Below are 23,264 nucleotides of genomic sequence, written 5' to 3' on the forward strand. Positions count from 1 at the left end.
CACTTCGCCGTCTACTCCGACGACCCCAGCAGCGTGTCCATCGCCGCGAGCGGGCCGGCGAGCGATCCGCCGTCGACAGGGAGCGTGACGCCGGTGATCCAGGATGCGTCATCCGAGGCGAGGAACGCGATGGCCGAGGCGATGTCGGTCGGTTCGCCGACGCGGCCGAGCGGATAGAGCGGGGCCAGCCGATCCGGTCCGCCCTGCTCGTCCCACACTCGGGTGCGGATGGTGCCAGGCGCCACGACATTGATGCGCACGCCGGCCGGCCCCAGCTCGACGGCGAGATTCTTGGCGAGGAGCGTGAGGCCGGCCTTGGCCGACCCGTATGCCGGCTCGCCGTACGCGGCGACGCCGTTCACCGAGCTCACGATGACGATGGCTCCGCGCGAGGCGATGAGCGCTCCCCTGCACGCGCGGATGAGACGTACCGGCCCGTGCAGGTTGAGGCTGACGATCTCGTTCCAGTGGTCCTCATCCAGCTCGTCGTCGACGAAGTGGTCGCCGCCCGCGACGGAGGCCAGCACATCGATGCGTCCGAACTGCTCGAGCGCCTCGGCGACGGCGCGGTCGACGGATGCCGCATCCATCACGTCGCACTCGAACACGGCGGCACGCTCTGATGTCGTGGCATCCCGTGCCGTGCGTTCGGCCACCCTCGCGGCTGCAGCCTCCGGTTCGCGGTCGAGGATTGCGACGCGAGCCCCTTCGCCGAGGAGCCGCTCCACCGTCGCCCAGCCGATCCCGTTCGCGCCGCCGCTCACGACGGCCACCCTGTCGTCGAATCTCATCGGGCAACGCTAACCCGCCGCGCTCGCCGCAGCCACCCGCCATCCCTCAGTGCCGCAGCACGCAGAACTCGTTGCCCTCGGGATCCGCCATCGTCGTCCACCCGTCGTACTCGGCGAGGATCCGTGCGCCGAGTCCGATGAGCCGTCGTACCTCGGAAGCCGAATCCTCCGCCCGAAGGTCGAAGTGAACCCGGTTCTTCACCACCTTGCCCTCGGGCACACGCGTGAAGAAGTAGCGGGGCAGGCTCGGCGGTCCCACAACGAGCACGCTCGGATCGTCCTCGGGATCGTCGATGCCCTGCGCCCGCAGCCGCTCGAGTTCCGCATCGTCGTACGGCGCGACGGCGTATCCCTCGAGCACCTCGGCCCAGAACCGCGCAATCGCTGCCGGCCGCTCGCTGTCGACGACGATATCCCCCACGACACTCATGGGCACCGATCGTACGCGCGCATCCGTCGGGGGCGGCGGAGGCCGCGGGGGACCACGCCCCCCGGCTCAGCCGATCAGGCTGGGCTGGAGGTCGCGCAGGGTGCGGCGGTGTGTCATCCGGATCACGCCGATGGCCGTGAGCACCAGCGCCGCTGCGAGCCACGTCAGCAGGAACAGCGCGTCGCCGCCTGCCAGGCTCGCGTTGCCGCCGTACATCGTCTGTCGTATGCCGTCGACGGCATACGACATGGGCAGCGCGTGATGCAGCGCGGCGAGCGGCCCGGGCAGTGTCTGCCACGGGAACGTACCGCCTGCCGTCACCAGCTGCAGCACCATGAGCACGAGGCCAAGGAACTGGCCGACGCTGCCCAGCCACACGTTGAGCGCGAGGATGATCGACGCGAACGTCACAGAGGCCAGCGCCATCAGACCGAATGTCGCGAAGGGGTTGCTGACTCCGAAGTGCAGTGCGCCGGCGACGATCGCGTACAGCCCGATCATCTGGATGACGCCCAGCAGCGCCGGCGTGAGCCATCCGGCGAGCGTGATCCGCAGCGGTGAGCGCAGCGCTGTGATGGCACGCCGAGACACGGGCTTCACGATGAGGAACAGCGCGTAGATGCCGATCCATGCCGACAGCGCGATGAAGAACGGTGCGAGGCCGGCGCCGTAGGTTCCGGCGCTCGCCTCCTTCGAGTTCTTCAGCGTGACGGGGTTCGCGATGGTCTTCGCCTGAGCCGCGCGTTCGGATGCCGTCGTCGCCGGGATCTGCTGCACGCCGGCGTCCAGCCCGTCCTGCAGCTTCGACGTGCCGTCGGCCAGCGTGCCGAGGCCGTCGCGCAGGGACGCCGCTCCCGTCGCTGCCTGGGCGGATCCGTCCGCCAGCTGCGATGCTCCGCTCGCCGCCTGCTGAATGCCGCCGCTGAGCGCGGGAGCGGATGCCGCCAGTTGCGACGCGCCCGCCGCCACCTGCTGAGATCCGCTGGAGAGCTGGTCGAGCTGCCCGACGGCGGTCTGCACCTGCTGGTTGCCGTCGGTCACCTTGGATCCGAGCTGGTCGAGCTGGGCCATGACCTGGTCGATCGTCGCCTGGTCGACGCCCTTCGCCTGCAGGTCGGCGACGATCTGCGCGCGAACGCTCGGCACGGCATCGGCCGCCTGTTGCGCGAGGGATCCCGCCTGATCGGCGACGGCCGCGACCTTCGCGTTTCCGGCTGCCACCTGCTGTGCGCCGTCGGCGAGCTGTGCCGTCTGGGACGGCAGGTCGGCGGTCTGCGAGGCGAGGGTGTTCAGGCCGTCGCGGAGGGTAGAGGATCCGGTGGCCAGCTGGGCCGTGCCGTCCGCCAGCGTAGCGGCGCCGGTGTGCGCGGTCGCGGCGCCGTTCGCGAGCTGCTGCGCGGCATCCGCTGCATCGGTGAGGCTGGAGCGGATGTCCGCCAAGGCGAGCAGGAACCGGTTCGCCGCCTCCTGGTTCACCTCCTGCACGATCGACGCCTTGATGGTCTGCGCAGCCTGCTGCCCGATGGTGGATGCGAGGTAGCTGTTCGTGTCGTTCGTGGTGAGCGTGACCGTCGCCTTCTCGGGCGTGGTCGTCGATGCACTCGCCAACTGCCGCGAGAAGTCGGACGGGAAGGTGATCGCGAAGTCGTACTTCTGGTTGTTCAGGCCCTTCGCCGCGGACGTGGCGGAGACGACATGCCAGTCGAAGGTGCCGTCCTCCACGAGCTGGTCCGCGACCTTCTGCCCGTAGTTCACGCTCTTGCCGTCCACCGTCGCTCCGGTGTCGGAGACGACGATCGCTGCTGGGATCTGGTCCAGCTTCGCGTACGGGTTCTGGTTGGCCCAGAGGTAGAGCGCGCCATAGATGACCGGAACACACATCAGCGCGAGGAGCGCGATGGTGGCCATGCGGCTGGCGGTCAGGCGGCGCAGTTCTGCCGCGATCATCTGGGGGACTTTCATTCGTCACTCGATTCGGATGCGTCGCGCGTCTCGCGCGCAGCGGTCGTCGCATCGCCGGTCGTCGCGTCGTCGGCGCCGGGCTGGGAAGTCGTGCGGATCACCGGTACCGGCCGGGTGATCACGTCGGGAAGGTCGAAGAGTGCGGCCTCGTCGTACAGCGCTTCGTTGTAGAGCACCGAGTCGGAGTCGTCACGTGTGGGGTCGTCATCGGGATCCGGCGCCTCCCACGGCGTCTCAAGGCGCTGGACGAGCGAACTGGCCGCGATCGCGGCGGCGGAGGCGTCGCCGGCGATGACGAGCACGGCGTATCCGCGGCCGGCCACCTCGAGCGCCAGCTGCCACCACGCGTTCGGGTCGCCGCCGTGCCTGTCGGGAGAGGTGAGCACGATGCCGCGCACGCCGTCGCGCAGCAGGGCGAGCTCGACGAGGAGGCGGATGCGCACCCGCGGCGGAACCTGTCCGATCGCGTCCCGCGCGTGCCCGGCCAGGCCGAGCGACGCGAGGGTGCGCTTGACCGCACGCGGGCCCGACGGCATCCCGGCGAACATCAGCTCCTCGGCGGTGACGCCGCCGATCGTGACATTGGGCGCTGGATCGCTGACCGCTGGCGCGTCGACCAGGGCGATCGCGCGACGGATGGCGCCGGCATCCGCTTCGCCGTCGAGCACCACGCTTCCGCTGCCCGGTTTCATGCGACCGGAGGCGATGAGACCGAGAACGGTCGGGCGCTGTTCGGTCTCGGCGCGGGCGAGCACGGCTTCGCCGGTGCCGTAGGTGAGGGTGACGGCGCTCAGCGCCGGCTGCTTCGCGACGGCGTTCAACGAGATCCTCATGCGACGCCGCCCGATCGGTTCGATTCCGACTTCTGAGGTCGGGGCGTGGTCGTGGTGGCAGTCGTCGCGGTCGGGCTCGCGCCGGCACCTGCGCTTTCCGTGCCGGCGCGGTCGTCGGCGCTTCGCACCGCCGGACGGAACGCGAGCTCCGGCGCCGTGGCGACGAGCTCGTCGGCGTCGCGCCAGTCGAGGCCGGCGAGGCTGAGTGTGGTCACCATCACGAGCTCGTGTCCCGCGCGGTCGCTGAGCCCGGCGTGCGTCGCCTCGGTGAGCACGTCGATGGCGGCCCGTTCGATGAGCCTGGCGAGCGGATCGGGACGGATGTCGCGCCGCAGCACCCCCTCGCGCACGCCGCGCCGCACGGTGGCGCGCAGCTTCGCGCGCGCCGGTTCCAGTGCGCGTCCGACCAGCTCCTGATGCGGGCCGCGCACGGCGAACTCCGCGGTCACGCTGGCGTGCTGCACCTCGCGCCACAGGGTCGCGCCGTAGAGGGCGATCTCGATGCGGGCATCCGGATGCTCGATCGGCAGGATGGATGCCCCGATCCGCGCCGCCCCGCGCACGAGCACCTCGCGCACGAGGTCGTCACGCGTGGCGAAGTGACCGTAGACCGCCCGTCGGCTCAGGCCGGCCTCTGCGGCGATGGTCTCGAGCGACCCGTCGATGTCACGGTTGAGCACGCGGACGGCCGCCTCGAGCAGAGCGGATCGGTTCTCCGCGGCGTCCCGGCGTGGAGCGCGGGCGCGTGCGGATGCTTCGGTGACGGTGGACATGCCCCCAGTGTACTAACTTGCACATCAATGTGCACATTAGATCAGCGGATGCTCAGCGTGCGGATCCGCCATCGGTCATGGCCCCGAGGGCATGAGACTGCGGTGCGCCGAGCGCTTCTGCTGCGACCTCGAAGAGTTCGCGCACGCGGTCGTGCGCGGTCGACATTCGAACGAGCCGGATACCGAGCGGCTCGCGGTCGATGATCGGACGCAACACGAGACCCGGGCGTGCGTAGAGGGTCGCGACGCTGCGCGGCAGCATCGCCACGCCCCGGCCGGACGCCGCAAGCTCGACGGTTCCCTCGATTCCCGCGCAACGTCGATCTGCTTCGAAAGGGCCTTCGCCTTCCAGGTCCGCCATCCGCAGTCGGCGCTTGCCGGCCAGGCGATGGTTGGCAGCGAGGACGGCGAGCTTCGGCTCGGCACCGAGCGGCACGCTGATCAGGCCGTCGTCATCGATCGGCTCACGGGCCACGGCGATGTCCGCTCGACCGTCGCGCACCGCGTCGGCACCCTCGTACCACACGAGTTCGATCAGGGTGACATCGAGCTCAGGCGCGACCTCGCCGATTGCCGCCACCGCCGGCGCGACACGCAAGCCGGGCGCGAAGCCGATGACGAGGCGCTCGAGACCACGAGCCGCTTCATGCGCGTGACGGACGGCGGTCGTCGCAGACGCGAGCAGACTGCGACCCTCGTCAGCGAGGCGCTCGCCGGCCCGCGTGAGCGCCACGCGGCGGCCCGTGCGGTCGAGCAACTCGACGCCGGTCTCGCGCTCGAGCGCCATGATCTGCCGAGACAGCACGGGCTGAGCGATGAGCAGTCTCTCGGCCGCGCGCCCGAAGTGGAGCTCTTCGGCGACCGCAACGAAATAGCGCAGTTTGCGAAGGTCGAGATCCATGCCCTGAGGGTATCGGAGACCCTGAGAAGGTATTGGACGGTGCACTGGGTGCGCCCCGAGGCTGAACTCATGATTGTTCTGACCACACCCACCGGCCGCGTCGGGCGTCGCGTTCTCGACCGAGTGCTCGCCCGAACGGACGAGCCCGTGCGCGTCATCGCCCGCAACCCTGACGCGCTGCACACCGACACCACCGCTCGTGCGGAGATCGTCACCGGATCGCACGGCGACCCGGTGGTGATCGACGCGGCACTGACGGGAGCCGACGCCCTGTTCTGGCTGACCCCGCCGGCGTGGCGCGCCGAGCGGCTCGAGGACGGCATGGAGGAACCCGCCAGGGCCGCCGCCGAGGCGGTGGGCCGCCACGGGGTGCGGCACGTCGTCGCCGCGTCGAACCTCGGCCGCGGCATCCCCGGCGAATCGGGCCTTGTGCGCCACGCCCTCGCCGTCGAGGACATCTTTGCGGCCACCGGCGCGGCGTTCCGCGCCGTCACGTTGCCCGGCTTCTTCGACAACGTGCTCAACGATGTCGGGGCGCTACGCGACGGCAGCCTCGGCGGCGTGCAGCGCCCCGACCTCAGGGCCCCACTCGTCGCGGTCGACGATATTGCGGATGTCGTCACCGATCTGCTCATCGACCGATCGTGGTCTGGTCAAGAGGATCGCCCGGTCCTGGGTCCGGAAGACCTGTCGATGTCCGATGTCGCCGCGATTCTGTCCGACGTCCTCAAGCGTCCGATCGAGTACACACCGATCGATCTCGAAACGTTCCGCGCGGGGCTGCTCGCGCGCGGGGCGTCGCCCGCGATGGCGGATGGCATGGTCGGGATGATGTCGGCCAAGAACGCGGGACTCGACAACACTGTTCAGCGCACCGCGCTGACGGCGTCGCCGACCACCTTCCGGGCCTGGGCCGAACGTGAACTCATGCCGCTCGTCGTGAGCTGAGCCGGGCCAGGCGACGACGTTGTGGCGGCAGTGATGGCCGCGCCGGTCACTACTTCGCGCTGAGCGCCGCGGCGGCGGCCGCACCGCGCTCGGGGTCGATGGCGAACCGCATCACCTCGGCAGCCGACATCCGCCGCCCGCGCTCCTCCGCGTCGTGCATGAGGTCGGGAAATGCCTCACGCAACGGCGCGAGGTACCTCGGGTGGTACACGAACATCGGCGCGTCGTACATGCCGGACTTCTGTCGCATCTCCTGCGCGGCCCCGGCGAGGATCCCGGCACGCTCGGCCTTTCCCCGCGCGGCAGCGATGGCGCACAGGCCCTCGATGCCATACGCGGTGCCCTCGAGGTGGCCGAGCGTCGCCGAGACATAGGCGGCATCTGCGAACGCCGGTTCCGCCTCGTCGAGCCGGTCCTGGAACAGCAGCAGCCGGGCCATGTGGTGCTCGGTGATCGTGATGGCGAACGGATCGTGCGTGCGCTGGGACACCTCTGAGCCGCGCTGGTAGTGCTGCAGCGCGGCGTCATCGTCGCCCTCGAGCATGTCGATGCGCCCGAACGTGACCCATGCCACCGACTCGCCCCAGCCGTCACCGAGCTTCTGGAACAGCGCGATCGCGCGTTCCAGATCGGTCTTCGCCGTTGCGCGATCCGCATCGGGGATCTGCGCACGTGTCATGGCGGTGCAGCCGAGCGCCACCGCCGTTCCGCCCTCGTCGCCGAGGCGTTCGAACACGGCACGGACCTCCTCGAATCCGTCAACGATGTCGGAGGTCGGGGCCTGCCACATGCGCATCCACAGCACGTAGAACCGGGCGATGTTCGCTGCGCGCCCGGAGAGCTCCGCCCCAGAGTCGAGGATCTCCTCCATCCACACGCGCACCTCGCCGAAGAATCCGCCGATCCACCAGAACACGAGGAGGTTCCAGGCGAACTCGGTCGCGTCGTCGTACTCGCCCGTGTAGACGAGATGGCGGACGGATGCGCGCAGGTTGGCGCGTTCGCGCTCGAGTCGAGCGAGCGCATCCACCTGTCCGGCGCCCTTGAGCTCCGGACCGAGGCGGCGAGCGAGGGCGAGGTAATAGCGGGCGTGCGCCTCACGCATCGTCGGCTCGTCGCCGGACTCCTTCAGCCTCTCGAGCGCGTACTCCCGCACGGTGACGAGCATCGAGTACGAAGGATGCCCGTCTGCCTCGTGCTGCCTCACCAGCGAGTTGTCGATGAGGCCGTCGAGCGCCTCGAGCTCGGCGCCTCCCCACGACCGTTCCCGGCCGAGCGCCTCCACCGCCTCCAGCGTGAACTGCAGTGAGAACACGGAAAGGTCGAACAGCAGCGCCCGCTCCCGGTCACCGAGCAGGTTGGTGCTCCACTCGATGGTGCTGCGCAGCGTGCGCTGCCGTTCCGGCATATCCCTCGTGGATCCCACCAGCAGCGGAAGCTGCCGATCCAGCCGCTCGAGCATGCCCTGTGGGGTGAGCACGCGCATCCGTGCGGCGGCCAGCTCGATCGCGAGCGGCAGCCCCTGAAGGGTGGTGCAGATGTGTGCGACGGTCGCCGCGTTCGAGTCGTCCAGCCGGAACTCGGGGCTTACGGCCGACGCGCGTGCGACGAACAGTTGCACGGCATCCGATCGCAGCGCGGAATCGACCGTCGCTGAGTCATCGTCTGCAACGCCGAGGCCGTCGAGCTCGTAGACGCGCTCACCGCGCACGCGCAGCACGGTGCGGCTGGTCACCAGAAATGAGACCGACGGCGCTATCGAGTAGAGCCGCACGAGCGTGGGCGCGGCGTCGATGATCTGCTCGAAGTTGTCGAGCGCGATGAGCACGTGCTTGCCGGAGAGCATGATCGCCAACCGTTCCTCGAGCGAGACCTCGCCGGTGTCTCGCACGCCGAGCGCGTAGGCGATGGTCGGCAGCAACAGGTCGGGCTCCAGCACGTTCTCCAACGGAACGAAGTAGGTGCCGTCGACGAAGTCGTGCTTCGCCCGACCCAGCACCTCGAGCGCGAGCCTGCTCTTGCCGACGCCGCCGGGCCCGACGAGCGTGACCACGCGGTCGGTGCCGGCGCGCAGCAGGCCGGCGACCTCGGCCACCTCGCGGGTGCGTCCGACGAGCGGTGCGAACGACGGCGGCAGCGGGCGCGCCGCGTTGAGCGGCGCAGGCTCCGGCACGGCTGCCGGGGCTGCCGCGCCGGCAGAGGGCGCGAGCGGTCCGACCGTGGCGGGAGAGACATCCGGATGCGCAGCACGGCTGTCGTCGAACCGCTCGGCCAGCAGCGTGGCCAGGTCGGACTCGAGCAGTTCGGCCAGCTGCTCGTCGGAGTCGAACGTCATGTACGACGCGTTGTCGTCCGAGCGGATCCGATCGAGCAACTGCCCGAGGCGCTCGTCACGCTGCTCCGACGCCTTGATGTAGATGAGCTTCGGCATCGCCGGGCCGGCGAGGTTGTACTCGTCTTCAAGGCCCGACACCTCCTCGCCGGGTGCGACCCATCCATATCGCTCCCAGTACAGTCCGACGAAGACGTCGCTCTGGTCGAGGTAGGCGCGGTAGAGCGAGCGCGGCGGATGCGGCCTTGCCCCCAGCTCGAACATCACCGGCGCGAGGCGGAGCCGTTCGATCGCGGTGCGCGCGGCCCTGCGCTCGGGCTCCAACTCACGGAGCGTCGAGCTCACGAAGACGCGAAGTCGCTGGTCGGGCGTACGGATGGCACCCACACCGGTGGCCATGGATTCATTGTGCGACCTGGGCAATTACTGGACATGTCCCCGTTAGAGGGGCGTCAGGCCCTGCGCGACGTCCGGAACATCCCGCACCCTGCGGTGGATCCCTGAGCGGTGGATCCCGCGGTCGATCCCTGAGCGGCTCTCCCTGAGCGGCGTCCGCGCTATCCGGCCAACCGCCGTCGCGCGATGCGCACGAGCTCGGCGGCCGTCGCGTGCAGGGTTGCGGCATCCGTCCAGACCGCGTGGATCGAGCGCGTGAGCTCCAGCCCGTGCAGGGGAACCTCGACGAGGTCGCCGCTGCGCACCGCGGATTCGACGGCGAGCTCGCTGAGCACCGCTGCCCCCGCACCACTCGCCACCGCGACGCGCACGGCGGCGTTGCTCGTGAGCTCCAGCGCGGGCGCGGGTCGCTGGTAGTGGGCGAGCGCATCCTCCAGCGTGTTGCGCGTGCCGGATCCGGCCTCGCGCACGACGAGCGGGGTGGCGGCCAGCTCCGCCGGACCGAGGGACCTGGTGCGCTTCGCCCACGGATGCGACGGCGCCACCACGACCACCAGCCGGTCGTGCGCGACGGTCATGCGTCGCACATCCCGAGGGATGCGAGGCGTCTCGACGAACCCCACATCGGCCCGCTCGGCTCGCACCAGGTCGAACACCTCGGACGAGTTGTGCACGAGGAGCCCCACGTCGAGATCCGAGTGCTCTCGCCGCAGCGCCGTCAGCCAGACCGGGATCAGGTGCTCGGCGACGGTGAGGCTCGCCGCCACCGTCAGGTGCGAGTTCTGCTCGCGGCGCAGGGCGTCGACGGCGGTGCGGAGCCGGGTGGCGGCATCCAGCACGCCGCTCGCCCAGTCGACGACGACGTCGCCGTCCGCGGTGAGTCGCGAGCCACGTGGCGACCGCTCGAGCAGACGTACCCCGAGGCTCTTCTCCCAGGCGGCGACGGCTCGGGATGCGTTCGGTTGCGCCATCCCCACGGCTCGCGCGCCCGCGCTGAGACTTCCGTGCTCCGAGACCGCGACGAGCAGTTCGAGCACGGCGAGGTCCGGCCAGCGTTCGCTCGCATGACGCAGTCGCGGATCGTCCGACGCGCGCGACACACCCGACGCACCCGACGCACCGGACGCACCGGACGCACCGGACGCACGAGTCGTCCCGCCACCTTCGGTTGCCATATCGAAATGATATGTCGTCATGCGGATCCGGCGTCTACCGTGGCGGCGCGCTCCCGCCGACGCTGGAAGGGTGACCAGCTCCCCACCAGCACGGAACAGCACCGAGCCCCGTACCGCGTCCGAGACCGACGGGCTCGGACTGCAGAAATGGCTCCAACACAGCCCGGATGGAGCCATTTCTGCAGTTCGGTGCGACCCGCGGAGCGACTCGCCGACCGACCGGCAGAGTGGCTGGCGGGGCACTGGCGCGGGTCACGCACTCTGGATGGGCACGCTGCGGGTCGCCCCGGGCCTCGCCGTCTGCGCTGTCGCCGTGGCGATCGCGCTGGTCGTGGCATCCCTCGTCCCGGTGATGAGCGCGACGCTGATCGCGATCATCCTCGGCGTGTTGATGCGCAACACGCTGCCCGTGCCGTCCGTGCTCGAGGCCGGGCTCGCGTTCGCTGCCAAGAAGCTGCTGCGGCTCGGCATCGTGCTGCTCGGGCTGCAGCTCGTGCTCGGTGACATCCTCGGGCTCGGCTGGGGCGTCATCCTGCTCGTCATCGCGGTCGTCGGCATCGGCTTCAGCGGAACGCTGCTCATCGGCAAGTGGCTCGGCGTGCCGTTCACGCAGCGCATCCTCATCGCCGGCGGATTCTCCATCTGCGGCGCTGCTGCCGTCGCTGCCGTGGACGGCGTCATCCAGACCGACAAGGACGAAGAGGTCGTCACGGCCGTCGCCCTGGTCGTGGTGTTCGGAACGCTGATGATCCCGTTCATCCCGTTCGTCAGCTCGCTGCTCGGATTCGGCAGCACTCAGGCCGGGCTCTGGGCTGGCGCATCCACGCACGAGGTCGCCCAGGTGGTCGCGGCCGGCGGCATCATCGGCGGTGGCGCGCTCGCCGTTGCTGTCGTCGTGAAGCTCGCGCGCGTGCTGCTCCTCGCCCCGATGATGGCCATCGTCTCCGTCGTGCAGCGGCGTCGCAGCGGAGCGGATGCCACGGCCAAGCGCCCCCCGATCATCCCGCTCTTCGTGCTCGCCTTCGTCGTCATGGTGGTGCTCCGCTCCGTCGGCATCGTGCCGGCGCCCGTGCTGGACGTCGCCAAGACGGCGCAGGGCGCGCTGCTCGCCGCGGCGATGTTCGCGCTGGGAGCCGGGGTGGACATCCGCAAGCTCGTGAAGGTCGGTGGCCGGCCGCTCCTGCTCGCCGTGCTCGCAACGGTGCTGGTGGCGACCATCGGTCTGATCGGTGCCCTCCTTCTGGGCTGAGGGCTCCCGGCGCACGCCTTCAGGTTGCACCCATCGCTCTGACTACCATGGCCGTATGACCGCCGACGTCCAGAGTTCCGACCACGCCATCCGCCTTCCCGTCGAACGCGATGCGGTCATCGAGCTCCTCGACGCCGGCGGGGAACCGCGCGTGCTGAGACTCGTGGTGGCGCGGTACCCGCACTCGAGCCTCGCCTGGGCGAAGCTGGCCGACGCCGTCTTCGATCCGGACGCCCCGCTCGAGTCCTACGCGTACGCCCGCGTCGGCTACCACAGCGGCCTCGACGCGTTGCGCGCAGCCGGATGGGAAGGGGATGTCGTCCCCTCGATCCCGTGGTCGCACGAGCCCAACCGCGGTGTGCTGCGTTCCCTCTACACTCTGCGTCGCGCGGCGGATGCCATCGGCGACGCGGCCGAGGTGACTCGCCTCACCGACTTCCTCACCGCTGCCGATCCGACGGCCGCCGCCGAGATCGAGGCGTCACGCACGGCCCCCATCCCGGTGCAGCACCCCGCGCCACCGACGGAGTCGATCGTCATCCGCGGCGAGGACTGAGGCTCCGACTGCGGTTCACTCGCCGGCCGGGTCGTCGGCGACCCTCGGCGCCTTCACGATCGCGTCGAGCTTCGCCTCGACCGCCTCGCTGAGGCGGTCGGCGTCCAGCCCGAGCGCGGCGAGCGGTTCGACGGTGGGTCCCTCGGACGCTGCGGAGAGCAGCAGGTGCTCCGTTCCGATGTAGTTGTGGCCGTAGTGGAGCGCGACATCCAACGCGTGCGCGAGGAGACGCTTCGCGTCGCCGCCGAACAACACGGCGCCCTCGCCGTCGGCCGGTGAAGCCTCTGCGGGCTTCACGAGTCGGTCGGACGGAACGTTCATCGCGGCGATGAGGGCGTCATCCGTCACGCCGAGCTCGTGGATGACAACGGCGGCAACGGCCTCCGGCTCGGTGAGCAGTGCGGCGACCAGGTGGCGCGGCTCGACCTCGCCGTCGGCGGTGATGCGTCGCGCGGCCACCAGCACGTTGCGGGCGCGCTGCGTGAAGCGCTGCAGCGGAGCGGATGACGGGGCGGGGAGTCCGTATTCCTGCGCCTTCGACACGAACCGCTTCTGCGCCGCCTGCTTGGTGACGCCCATGCTCTCGCCGATCTGGGTCCAGGATGCGCCGGAGCGGCGTGCCTGGTCGACGAAGTATCCGATCAGGGCGTCCGCCTGGCCCTGCACCCGGTTGGAGATCGTGACGGCGTCGGAGAGATGGCGGAGCGGATCGCCGTCCGCGTGGAGGGCTTCGACGAACGCGATGAGGTTGTCGAGTGAAACGGGGAAATCAGCCATGCGTCAACTCTAGGTTGACGACTCGACATCGTCAACCATTGGTTGACGACTCGACATCGTCAACCATTGGTTGACGGCGTGTGTGGGTGCCGTCGCTTGTGAGACTCTCGCTTGAGACCCCGCCGAGTGCGCACAAAGCGCGCTTCGTTCACGGGCGAAGAGCATTCTTCGCACTTTGGCCGTGAATCGGGTGCGTCGGAGGAGTCCGTGCACCGATGGACAATGGGTTGATGACGGATGACACGGAACCCGCGTCGGTCGAGACCCGGTGGGTCGCCACGGATGCCCGCGACCGAGTGGCGTACGAGGTGCGCGGGCAGGGGCGTCCGGTGATCTTCATCGCGGGCGCCGGCCCCTACCGCGCGTCGGATCCCACTCCCGCGATCACGGCGGATCTCATGGCGGAGCGGGGCATCAGCACCATCCTGTACGACCGCATCGGACGCGGGGAGAGCCTGGCGGACGGCACGCTCACCCTGGACCGCGAGCTGTCGGCCATCGCCGCGCTGATCGGCGTCGCCGGCGGACACGCTGTGCTCTGGGGGCAGTCATCGGGCGGCGTTCTGGCTCTGAGAGCCGCCGTCGACGGGCTCGCCGTCGACGGGCTCGCACTCTGGGAGGCCCCGGTGCAACAGAGTGACGACACGGCGGCCTGGGCGCGCGAGTTCGCCGCGCGTATCGACGCCGGCGACCTGCTCGGCGCCCTCCAGCACTACATGAGGGACATGCCGCCCGAGCGATTGGAGCAGCTCAAGGCCTCACCGCGGTTCGACGAGATCCTTGCGACGGTCCCGTCCCAGCGCTCCGACGCCGCGGCCATCGCGTGGGCGGGCGAGGCGATCCCGGCAGGACGCTTCGCCGAGATCACCGTTCCGGTCCTGGCCATGACGGGTGTGGTCACCAGGCCGGCCATGGCAGCATCGGCGGATGCGATCGCATCCGCCGTGTCGAACGGTCGCGCGGTCACCGTCGGCGGCGCGCGGCATCGTTGGGAACCGGACGCCATGGCATCCGCCGTCGCCGACTTCGTGCTCGCCCTCGGCTGAGACACGACTCAGCGCTGCGTCGTTCCCTGCTGGGTCGCCGGGGCATCATCGGCCGGCGGGTGTGTTCGAGAGCACCTGGAAGATCTCCGGTCCGTTGCGCTTCAGGCGCCTGCCGGCCACACGCCCGAACCAGACCACGCAGGCCGTTCCTGTGATGATGCCGATCGGCACGCCTGACCAGAGGAGCCACGCCGCGCCGGCCACCGTGCCGACGACGAGAACGGCGATCGTCGGGCCGGCAGTCACCACGGTCAGGATGATCGCCACATACGCCTTGAGTACCCACGTCGCGCCCGGCGAGCCGTTGTCGTCGAGTGGTTGCACGGCGACAAGCGAGATCATCGGGATGAGGCCGACCGCCCCGCCAACGACGGCAGGCAGCAGACCGAGAACCCACGGCCAGGCCGTCTGCTGATCGCCCACGATGAGGCCGGCGACGCTGAGCACGATCGAGTACGGACCGACGAGCAGGAACCAGGCGAGCTGGCGGCCGCGGACATCGGCGTGCTCGGCTCCGGCAACGCCGAGCACGATGGCCAAGGCGGCGCCGTCGAAGCCGTAGCTGTTGCCGGCGATCGCAGCGGCGATCACCACCGTCCCGAGCCCGGCGAAGGGCAGCAGAAGTGCGGTGCCCTGACTGATGAGCGGCACGACGCAGACCCCGAGCCCGACCACGAACGCGACCAGAAGGAATCCTGTTCGGTTGGGATCGCGGATCCAGAGTCGAAGCTCACGGCCGGTGACGGCCCCGATCGCCGTTCCCGGCAGGACGCGACGCGCTCTCCGGACGTGTCCGCGCCGGCCGCCGCCGCCCGTCGCCAGGAGCCGTGCGCGGAGCACATGCGGCCACCAGATGGTCAGAGCGGCGCAGGATGCTCCGAGCGCGATGAGCAGGAGCACGGCTGTGAGTGCGCTGCCGCTGACGGCGCTCGCCGTCGCATCCGCTGCCCACCCCGTCGGCAATATGCGCAGCACTGCGCTCAGCGCGGGAGCCCGCCCGGATGCCAAGAGCGCCAGCAACGGTCCGATCAGTGTTCCCGTCACGACCACGGCGCTGATCAGCACGGCGGCGAGCAGCGTGCCCAGGTCTTGTCGACGTCGCGACCCCGATGGCACGACAGCTGCGGCGATCGTGCTCACGATGCTCACGAGCGCCAGCGTGCCGATGGTCCCGAGAATGCCGACGATGCCTGCGACGGGCCCGTGCCGGAAGCCGAACGCGATCAGGGAGCTGAAGGCGATGGCGATGAAGGGCAGCGCCGGATCGGCGAAACCGACGATCAGCAGCGATCGCGCGAGCCTGCGCCGCGGCACCGGCACGATGCGGAAGAGGTCCAGCTGGATTGCCGGATCCCCGCCGGAGAAGGCCGCGAATCCCACCCGGCCAACTGTCCACGTCAGGATGACGAGGGCGATCTGATCGGAGGCGCCCGACGCCTCGATGCCGGTGGCCGTGAATCCGAGCAGGAGTGTCGAAGCGGCGACGAGCAGACCGAAGAAGGCGCCGGCGATAAGCGAGACGGTGCCGAATCGAGAGCGGCGGACATTGGCGAGCGCTGCCGCCCGCATGTGCATCAGGATGCGAACCATGACAGCGCCTCCGGGGAACGCTCAGCGCCGATCAGGTCGGCGAATGCATCGTCAAGCGAGCGGCCGCCCTTGACCTCGTCGAGGCTGCCCGCGCTGACGAGCCGGCCCTCGGAGAGGATCGCCACGTGGTCGCAGAGCGACTCGACCAAAGCCATGACGTGGCTGGAGAACAGGATCGTTCCGCCCGAGGAGATGAAACCGTTCAGGATCGATCGGATCGTGGCCGCCGAGACCGGGTCGACCGACTCGAACGGCTCATCAAGCACGAGCACCTTGGGCCCGTGCAGCAGTGCCACAGCCAGAGCGATCTTCTTGCGCATCCCTGTCGAGTAGTCGGCGACGACCACTGAACCGGCGTCCGTCAGATCGAGCACGCGCAGCAACTCAGCCGAGCGTTCGGCGACGACGGAGCCATCCAGGCCACGCAGCAGACCGACGTAGGTCAGCAGCTCCGACCCGGTGAGTCGGCGAGGGAGCGTCTCACCTTCGGGGAGTACGCCCAGTGCTGTCTTCGCGGCGACGGGGTCGCGCCAGACGTCGAATCCGTGCACAGCCGAGGTGCCGGCATCCGGACGGATCAAGCCGACGGCCATCGACAGGAGTGTCGTCTTGCCGGCGCCGTTCGGACCGACCAGTCCGAAGAATGATCCCGTCGCGATGCTGAGGTCGACTCCGTCGACGGCGGTGAAGTCGCCGAATCGCTTGGTGAGGCCATCGAATCGGAAGGCGGTCTCCGGTTCGGCTGCGCCGCGAGTCCGGTCGTCGCCCGACAGGCGTGTCTGCTCGACCACCACTTACTCCTCGTTCCTCTTCATGGGTTCGTCCGTGTCCGGCTTCATGGGTTCGTCCGTGTCCGGCGCGGTAGCCCGGTCGAACAACTTCGTGAGTTCGCCCTCGAAATTGGCAAGATCGAACTGCGGATCGGTGCGCATGCTCTCGGAGGCGGAGTCGATCGTCGCCCGCAGCGCCCTCGCCAGCATGCGTGCGGGGGCGTCGCCGAACTCGCCGGCAGCGTGGCCGCCCGCGAACAGCTTCGTGAGGCCATCGGCCGCCTCGGATTGCGAGGTCCGGAATATCTCCGGCACGCCGGGCGTCGCTCGGGCATTGGCCAGAACCTCTGTCAGCGCGAAGATCTCGGTGCGGTGCGTGTCGAGATAGGAGACGTTCGCGCTGATGTATGCGTGCAGGGCGTCGCGATACGTCGCGGCTCCGGCGATCCGTGGTGTCATCCAGGCCTCTGCGTCGGCGAGCACGGACTGCACGACCGCCTGGAGCAGCTCCGCCTTGCCGGCGAAGTGGTACGAGATGACGCTCTTGCTCACCCCGATCCGATCCGCGATCGCTCCGAGCGACGTCGCCGAGTAGCCCTCCGACGCCAGTACGTCGATCGCGGCTCTCGTCATCTGTTCCCGCCGCGCCGCCGCCGTGAACGACAGCGTCGAAGGCTCCTGAATTGACCGCATGACCTCAAATTAGTACGCACGGTCAAAATCTTCAAGAGACAGTTCGGTGTTCCGCCACGTGGCGCGTCTAACGCATGCCGCAAGACGACGTAGCGCCAGGTCCCGCCGAGGGCTTCGATAGAATCAGGTGGACGAGCCGCCCCGACCGGCGCTGTCCGGAGGGGAACACACAATGCCCGCAACAGTCATCGTCGGCGCCCAGTGGGGCGACGAAGGTAAAGGAAAGGCCACCGATCTTCTGGGTGGTCGCATCGACTACGTCGTCAAGTTCAACGGCGGCAACAATGCCGGTCACACGGTGGTCGTCGGCGACGAGAAGTATGCGCTGCACCTGCTGCCCTCCGGCATCCTGACCGAGGGCGTCACGCCCGTCATCGGCAACGGCGTCGTCGTCGACCTCGAGGTGCTGTTCGAAGAGCTGGACGGACTCGTCGCCCGCGGAGTCGATGTGTCTCGGCTCGTCATCTCGTCCAACGCGCACATCATCACCCAGTACCACCGCACCATGGACAAGGTGACGGAGCGCTTCCTCGGCAAGCGCCAGATCGGCACGACCGGCCGCGGCATCGGACCGACGTATGCGGACAAGATCAACCGGGTGGGCATCCGGGTGCAAGATCTCTTCGACGAGGGCATCCTGCGCCAGAAGGTGGAGGGCGCGCTCGACCAGAAGAACCACCTGCTGCTCAAGGTCTACAACCGTCGCGCGATCACCGTCGACGAGGTCGTCGACGACCTGCTGTCGTATGCGGAGCGGGTGCGCCCGATGGTCGCCGACACGTCGCTGCTGCTGAACAACGCGCTCGACGAGGGCAAGCAGGTGCTCTTCGAGGCCGGCCAGGCGACCATGCTGGATGTCGACCACGGCACGTACCCGTTCGTCACCTCGTCCTCGTCCACCGCCGGTGGCGCTGCGACCGGATCCGGCGTGGGCCCGAACCGCATCGAGCGCGTGATCGCGATCGTCAAGGCCTACACGACGCGTGTCGGCGCCGGTCCGTTCCCGACGGAGCTCGACGACGAGATGGGCGAGTGGCTGCGCACCCAGGGCGCCGAGTTCGGGACGACGACCGGACGTCCGCGTCGCACCGGCTGGTACGACGCGCCGATCGCCCGTTACGCCACCCGCGTGAACGGTGTCACGGACTTCGTCCTCACCAAGCTCGACACCCTCACCGGCCTTCAGCGCATCCCGGTGTGCGTCGCCTACGACGTGGACGGCGTGCGCTTCGACGAGGTGCCGTCTTCCCAGACGGACTTCCACCACGCCGTGCCGATCTACGAGGAGTTCCCGGGTTGGAGCGAGGACATCCAGGGCGCCCGCAGCTTCGAGGACCTCCCGCAGAACGCGCAGGACTACGTGCTCGCACTCGAGCGGATGAGCGGATCCCGCATCTCGGCGATCGGCGTCGGCCCGGCTCGCGACGCCATCGTCGTGCGCCACGACCTGATCGACTGATCGGCTGTGAGACCGATCGGTTGAGACCGACCGGCTGAGGGCTCATCGGCAGGGAGGCGGCCGGCGGCTCTCGCGCGGCCCGGACGCCTCTCCCAGCCCGCCCCCGAGTCGCGATACGAGGATTGGACCCGTGAACCGCACGCCACGCATCAGCACGTTCCTGTGGTGCGCGGCGGGCCTGATCGTGGCGTTCGTCGCCGTGTACCTGTTCTTCGTGCGCACCTACACGGGCCAGATCGTTGACGAACGCGCCTTCAACGGCGCAGCGGATCAGCACAGCGGGATCGCGGCCATCTCGGAAGCCTTCCTCACCTTCGAGCCGTACCTCGCGTTCGGGCTGGGCGCCGTGCTGACCGTGGGGATCGCGCTGGCCGGACGTCGGTTCCGGCATCTCGTGGTGGCGGTGCTCGTGGTAGGCGTCGCGGTGGCGCTGGCCGAGCTCTCCAAGTACCTCTTCCTCAGCCGTCCGGAGACCGGGGCGACGAACGTCTTCGACAATTCATTCCCGTCCGGGCATACGACTGTCGCGGCGGCTGCGGCGTTCGCGGTGTTCGTCGTAACGGCGCCGCGGTGGCGACCCCTCGCCGCCGTGCTCGGCGGCGGATTCGCCGTGCTGACCGGCGTGCTCGCGCTCATCAGCCAGTGGCATCGTCCGAGCGACGTGGTCGCGGCGTACTTTCTCGTCGCGGCCTGTGGATGTCTCGCCGGCGCCGTCCTCGTGGCCTGGGGCGTCCCATCCGTGGCGCGCCCGTGCCGGGGTCTGCAGCCGCTCTGGTGGATCGCGGGCGTCAGCGCGCTCGTCTCCCTCATCGCGTTCATCGTGATCTACGCCACGACCGAGCAGCACGGACGCCACCTCGAGGTCGCGTACATCGGCGGAAGCTTCGGGATCCTGGCGGCCGGAGCCGCCCTGACCGCGGCGGGGAACCGGCTGTTCCGTCGTGTCGGGTGAACGTGAAGCCGGCGCAACAGCGCCAGGTTCGAGACACCAGGTAACCGCGCCATGTGCGCACTGCTGCGCCAACGAGGCCGGCCCAATAGTGCGCAGATGGCGCAGTTGAATCCGCGGCGGGCAGGCGAATTCGCTGTGTGATCAGGCTGCTGGCACGTAGCGCGACGACGGACGGATGATCTTCGGGTCGCGCGCCTGCTCGAGCACGTGCGCTGTCCAGCCGATCACGCGGGCCATCGCGAACGTCGGCGTGAACATCTCTCGGGGGATCCCGCACTGCTCCAGCACGACCGCCGCGTAGAACTCGACGTTCGTGTGCAGGTCGCGGCCCGGCTTGTACTCGGCGAGCAGCCGCTCTGCCGTCTGCTCGTATTCGACAGCGAGCTCCACGCGCGGACCGCCGAACTCGAGCGCGATCCGGCGCAGGAGACGCGACCTCGGATCCGCGGTGCGGTACACGGCGTGACCGAATCCCATCAGGCGACGACCGGCCGAGAGCTCGCCGCGCACGTAGCGCTCGATGGCGTCCGCTCGGGACGCGGCGGCGGATGAGGAGGAGGTGGCCGGAGCTGCGGGCAGGTCGCGCGCGACGGCATCCAGTGCGTCCAATGCACGGCTCGGCGCTCCGCCGTGCAGCGGACCGGACAGTGCACCGAGTCCGCCCACGATGCAGGAGGCCATATCCGCGCCGGTGGATGCGATGACGCGCGTCGTGAACGTCGAGGCGTTGAATCCGTGGTCGAGGGTGGCGACGAGGTAGGCGCTCAGCGCATGGATCGCCCGTTCGTCCGGTTCGCGATCCGTGACGAGCCGCAGGTACTCGGCGACGGCACCCTGCGCGGTGCCGCCCGGTCGATCCGTGCCGCCTTGGCGGCCCCGGCGCGCATGCTGGTCCCGGTCCGCCGGCACGAACGGGTCGAGCCCGCGACGTGCGCGATGGAAGGCCGCCAGGATGCTCGGCACCACCGCGCCCACCGCGAGAGCCTCCTCGACACGGGCGGCCTCATCCAGGTCGTACAGCGGCGCGGCACCCCGCGCGGCGGCGAGCACGGGCAGCGTCGCCTGCAGCCCGCGCAGTGGGTCGATGACGGATGACGGATGCCGCGAGTCGGCCAGAGACTCCACGAATGTTCGCACCAGCGCTGGCGGCGTGCGGAGGGCGGCGACGCGCTCGCGGAAGGCGGTGGCGGCATCCGCGTCGGGAAGGGTGCCGAGCACCAGCAGCTGCCAAGCCCGCTCGAAGTCGCCTGCGTCGGCCAGCGCGATGGCGTCGTGGCCCCGGTAGTGGTAGCGGCCCTCCGTGCCGAGGACGTCGCCGACGGAGGTCTGTGCGACGACGACCCCGGCGAGGCCGCGCGGCACGTCGGTGGGCGGCGCTGCTGCCGTGCCAGCGCCGGCGGGCTGGACCGTGGAAGGACCGGCGGGCCGGCCCGTGACGGGACCGGCGGTGGCGCGTGCCGCGTCCGCACCTCCGGTGCTCGGTGCTGCCGACGGGCGGCTCGAGACGGACGACGCGACGGCGCCCGATGGGGTGATGGACATGGCGCACTCCTTACTGACGTCTTCAGGTTGCGACTTGATCCCCATTCCGTCAACGTTGATTGGATCAATATCATGAGACCATGGATGCTGCACTGCCGCGCCTGACCGCCGCCCAGACCGCCTCCCGCCTGGGCGTCAAGCCGCAGACGCTCTACGCGTATGTCTCGCGCGGGCTGCTCTCCCGGGAGCGCGACGCACACGGATCCTCCTTCGACCCGCTCGAGGTCGAGGCGTTCGCGTCGTCCCGGCGCGCAGGCCCGGTTCGGCCGAGTGATGTCACAGCGCCCGGCTCGCCACTCATGGTGATGGACACCGACATCGCGCTCATCGAGGACGGCGAGTTGTACTTCCGTGGAATCCCCGCCGCTGAGCTGGCCGTCGGCCACGCGTACGAAGACGTCGCACGGTGGGTCTGGATGCCGGCGCCCGAGGCATCGGCGGCGTCCGCGGCATCCGACGCGCTCGACGCCCTCGACGCGCCCGGATCCGGTGCACGGTTCGCCGCTGATCCCGATGCGGTCCACGCCGCGCGAGCAGCCGTCGCGTCGCTGCCCGCTGATGCCACGGCGCTCGACCGCATCCAGGTGGCCGTTCCGGTTCTGGGGGCCTTCGACCCGACGCGCCACGACCTCGGTGCGGACGCGGTTCGCGCCGCAGCCGAGCGCCTCATCGGCGGGATCGTCGAGACCTTGGTCGCAACCCCGTCGCCGCGCACACCCACTCCGGTCCGGACTCTCGCCCCAGACGGCAGCGCACCCGCCTCGCAGGACAACACCCCTGATCGACCCTCCGCTCCGCTGTCACGAACTGCGGGTGTCTGGCGAAGCGACCCGCAGCCTGCGACAGCGGAACCAGGGGCAAGCGATGCTGGTGCCTCGACGGGTCGCAGCATCGCTGAGGTGCTCTGGCGCGCGTTCACGGGACGACAGGCGACCGAGACCGAGGCGCGCGTGCTGAACGCGGCGCTCGTTCTCCTCGTGGATCACGACCTCGCGGTATCGACGCTCGCGGCACGGGCCGCGGCATCCGCCCGGGCGACGCCGTACGCGGTCGTGTCCAGCGGGCTCGGCGCGCTCGACTCGGCGTTGCACGGCAACGCGAGCGGTGCGGCATCGGACCTGATCGGACTCGTGCTCGACGGAGCGGATGCCCGCACCGCGCTCTCCCGCACGCTCGCTCGCACGGCTCGCCCGGCACCCGGCTTCGGGCAGCCCCTCTACCCGGGGATCGACGCACGGGCACGCATCCTGCTTCCGCTGGTCGCCGAGCTGGATGACGGCCAACGCGTGATCGACGCCGTCGACCGGCTCGCCGAGGAGGTGCGCGAACGCACGGGGCGGCATCCGAACGTCGATCTGGCGCTCGCCGCGCTCACGACCGCGGCAGGGATGCCGGCGGATTCGGGCGCCGCGATCTTCGCCGTCGCACGCAGCGCCGGTTGGATCGCGCACGCCATCGACGAGTACGGGCAGCGCCCACTGCGGATGCGCCCGACCGGGCGCTATGTGGGGGCGGCGGCGACCGCGGGTTGAGCACCGTGGCTGGCGCTGGTTGAGCCGCGGACTCTCTCGCCGCAGCACCAGCCGATCGGTGTCCAAGCCCAGCCGATCGGTCGATCCGGTCTGCGGAGTCGATCGCGACGCTGGAGTCATGACCGAGACGCTTCCCACCACAACAGACCAGGCGCCTTCCCACCGCGCCGCCCTCCGCCCCGTTCGCACGTTGCTCGTGGCGTACTTCGCCGTCAGCGCCGCGATGATCGTGTTCATCGGCGTGCTGACCGCGATCGGGAACGGCCAGGATCCCGCCGTCTGGATCCGTTGCTCCCTCGTGCTCGGCAGCGCCGCAGTGCTGCTGGCCTTCGTCGCGCGTGCCAGGCGGGGATCGCGTGCGGCGTTCATCCGGCTCCGCATCATCACGCCCGTGGTGCTCGCCGCCATCGTCGTGATCGTGTCCATCCCGGGTTTCCTGCCCGGCTGGGTGCGCGTGGAGCAGGCGCTGTGCGGCGCGATCCTGCTGCCGGCGGTCATCCTGCTGTTCCTGCCGCGCACGTCGGTTCTCTTCCACCGCGCAGCGTAAGGTCGTCAGC

General features: G+C 69.8%; 21 protein-coding genes. 8 read left to right on the forward strand and 13 right to left on the reverse strand.

What is annotated here, in order from left to right:
• Positions 1–11 precede the first annotated feature (11 nt).
• From ACX9R5_RS04710 to ACX9R5_RS04735, 6 genes are all read right to left on the reverse strand, one after another.
• On the reverse strand, positions 12–791 hold the full coding sequence (locus ACX9R5_RS04710; RefSeq protein ID WP_459407838.1) for an SDR family NAD(P)-dependent oxidoreductase: 780 nt from the start codon (positions 789–791) through the stop codon (positions 12–14).
• 46 nt (positions 792–837) lie between these two features.
• On the reverse strand, positions 838–1,221 hold the full coding sequence (locus tag ACX9R5_RS04715; RefSeq protein ID WP_459407839.1) for a VOC family protein: 384 nt from the start codon (positions 1,219–1,221) through the stop codon (positions 838–840).
• Between the two features lie 66 nt (positions 1,222–1,287).
• Complete coding sequence (locus tag ACX9R5_RS04720; protein ID WP_459407840.1) at positions 1,288–3,183, reverse strand: YhgE/Pip family protein; 1,896 nt, start codon at positions 3,181–3,183, stop codon at positions 1,288–1,290.
• Entirely contained in the window at positions 3,180–4,016 is an 837-nt protein-coding gene (locus ACX9R5_RS04725; protein ID WP_459407841.1) for a hypothetical protein, read from the reverse strand. Before ACX9R5_RS04725 ends, ACX9R5_RS04720 begins: the two co-directional genes overlap by 4 nt.
• Entirely contained in the window at positions 4,013–4,789 is a 777-nt protein-coding gene (locus ACX9R5_RS04730) for a TetR/AcrR family transcriptional regulator (RefSeq protein WP_459407842.1), read from the reverse strand. Before ACX9R5_RS04730 ends, ACX9R5_RS04725 begins: the two co-directional genes overlap by 4 nt.
• Before the next feature lie 52 nt (positions 4,790–4,841).
• Complete coding sequence (locus ACX9R5_RS04735; protein WP_459407843.1) at positions 4,842–5,690, reverse strand: LysR family transcriptional regulator; 849 nt, start codon at positions 5,688–5,690, stop codon at positions 4,842–4,844.
• 69 nt (positions 5,691–5,759) lie between these two features.
• On the opposite strand from ACX9R5_RS04735, the gene ACX9R5_RS04740 reads away from it, so the two are divergent.
• Complete coding sequence (locus ACX9R5_RS04740; RefSeq protein WP_459407844.1) at positions 5,760–6,638, forward strand: NAD(P)H-binding protein; 879 nt, start codon at positions 5,760–5,762, stop codon at positions 6,636–6,638.
• 49 nt (positions 6,639–6,687) lie between these two features.
• Here the strand turns inward: ACX9R5_RS04740 and ACX9R5_RS04745 are convergent, their stop codons facing one another.
• On the reverse strand, positions 6,688–9,369 hold the full coding sequence (locus tag ACX9R5_RS04745) for a DUF4062 domain-containing protein (RefSeq protein ID WP_459407845.1): 2,682 nt from the start codon (positions 9,367–9,369) through the stop codon (positions 6,688–6,690).
• Between the two features lie 158 nt (positions 9,370–9,527).
• Complete coding sequence (locus ACX9R5_RS04750) at positions 9,528–10,541, reverse strand: LysR family transcriptional regulator (RefSeq protein ID WP_459407846.1); 1,014 nt, start codon at positions 10,539–10,541, stop codon at positions 9,528–9,530.
• Positions 10,542–10,806: 265 nt separating this feature from the next.
• On the opposite strand from ACX9R5_RS04750, the gene ACX9R5_RS04755 reads away from it, so the two are divergent.
• Positions 10,807–11,790 (forward strand): YeiH family protein, encoded by a 984-nt coding sequence (locus tag ACX9R5_RS04755; RefSeq protein WP_459407847.1) that lies wholly within the window; start codon positions 10,807–10,809, stop codon positions 11,788–11,790.
• A 55-nt stretch (positions 11,791–11,845) separates the two neighbouring features.
• Positions 11,846–12,346, forward strand: a complete 501-nt coding sequence (locus ACX9R5_RS04760) for a DUF3151 domain-containing protein (protein ID WP_459407848.1) — start codon at positions 11,846–11,848, stop codon at positions 12,344–12,346.
• Positions 12,347–12,361: 15 nt separating this feature from the next.
• On the opposite strand, the gene ACX9R5_RS04765 is transcribed toward ACX9R5_RS04760, so the two are convergent.
• Complete coding sequence (locus ACX9R5_RS04765) at positions 12,362–13,123, reverse strand: Clp protease N-terminal domain-containing protein (RefSeq protein ID WP_459407849.1); 762 nt, start codon at positions 13,121–13,123, stop codon at positions 12,362–12,364.
• Positions 13,124–13,353: 230 nt separating this feature from the next.
• On the opposite strand from ACX9R5_RS04765, the gene ACX9R5_RS04770 reads away from it, so the two are divergent.
• A complete protein-coding gene (locus ACX9R5_RS04770) occupies positions 13,354–14,169 on the forward strand; it encodes an alpha/beta fold hydrolase (RefSeq protein ID WP_459407850.1) in 816 nt (271 codons plus the stop codon).
• Between the two features lie 45 nt (positions 14,170–14,214).
• Here ACX9R5_RS04770 and ACX9R5_RS04775 read toward each other — a convergent pair whose 3' ends face one another.
• The 3 genes from ACX9R5_RS04775 to ACX9R5_RS04785 are packed head-to-tail and all read right to left on the reverse strand — an operon-like array spanning position 14,215 to position 17,222.
• Positions 14,215–15,759, reverse strand: coding sequence for a hypothetical protein (locus ACX9R5_RS04775; protein ID WP_459407851.1), 1,545 nt, complete (start codon positions 15,757–15,759; stop codon positions 14,215–14,217).
• Positions 15,744–16,550 carry an ABC transporter ATP-binding protein gene (locus tag ACX9R5_RS04780; protein WP_459407852.1) on the reverse strand — a complete coding sequence of 269 codons (807 nt, stop codon included), beginning with the start codon at positions 16,548–16,550 and terminating at the stop codon, positions 15,744–15,746. Before ACX9R5_RS04780 ends, ACX9R5_RS04775 begins: the two co-directional genes overlap by 16 nt.
• A gap of 3 nt (positions 16,551–16,553) precedes the next feature.
• Positions 16,554–17,222, reverse strand: a complete 669-nt coding sequence (locus ACX9R5_RS04785; protein ID WP_459407853.1) for a TetR/AcrR family transcriptional regulator — start codon at positions 17,220–17,222, stop codon at positions 16,554–16,556.
• 172 nt (positions 17,223–17,394) lie between these two features.
• Here ACX9R5_RS04785 and ACX9R5_RS04790 point away from each other — a divergent pair, with 172 nt between their 5' ends.
• Together ACX9R5_RS04790 and ACX9R5_RS04795 are read left to right on the forward strand one after the other, a co-directional pair.
• Positions 17,395–18,681: an adenylosuccinate synthase gene (locus ACX9R5_RS04790; protein WP_459407854.1), complete on the forward strand. Its 1,287-nt coding sequence runs from the start codon at positions 17,395–17,397 to the stop codon at positions 18,679–18,681.
• A 130-nt stretch (positions 18,682–18,811) separates the two neighbouring features.
• A complete protein-coding gene (locus ACX9R5_RS04795) occupies positions 18,812–19,633 on the forward strand; it encodes a phosphatase PAP2 family protein (protein ID WP_459407855.1) in 822 nt (273 codons plus the stop codon).
• Positions 19,634–19,774: 141 nt separating this feature from the next.
• On the opposite strand, the gene ACX9R5_RS04800 is transcribed toward ACX9R5_RS04795, so the two are convergent.
• A complete protein-coding gene (locus ACX9R5_RS04800) occupies positions 19,775–21,175 on the reverse strand; it encodes a citrate/2-methylcitrate synthase (RefSeq protein WP_459407856.1) in 1,401 nt (466 codons plus the stop codon).
• An 80-nt stretch (positions 21,176–21,255) separates the two neighbouring features.
• On the opposite strand from ACX9R5_RS04800, the gene ACX9R5_RS04805 reads away from it, so the two are divergent.
• Positions 21,256–22,707, forward strand: a complete 1,452-nt coding sequence (locus tag ACX9R5_RS04805; protein ID WP_459407857.1) for a citrate/2-methylcitrate synthase — start codon at positions 21,256–21,258, stop codon at positions 22,705–22,707.
• Between the two features lie 118 nt (positions 22,708–22,825).
• Positions 22,826–23,254 carry a hypothetical protein gene (locus ACX9R5_RS04810; RefSeq protein ID WP_459407858.1) on the forward strand — a complete coding sequence of 143 codons (429 nt, stop codon included), beginning with the start codon at positions 22,826–22,828 and terminating at the stop codon, positions 23,252–23,254.
• Positions 23,255–23,264: the final 10 nt, after the last annotated feature.

It is taken from the genome of Rathayibacter sp. CAU 1779 (assembly GCF_054551755.1).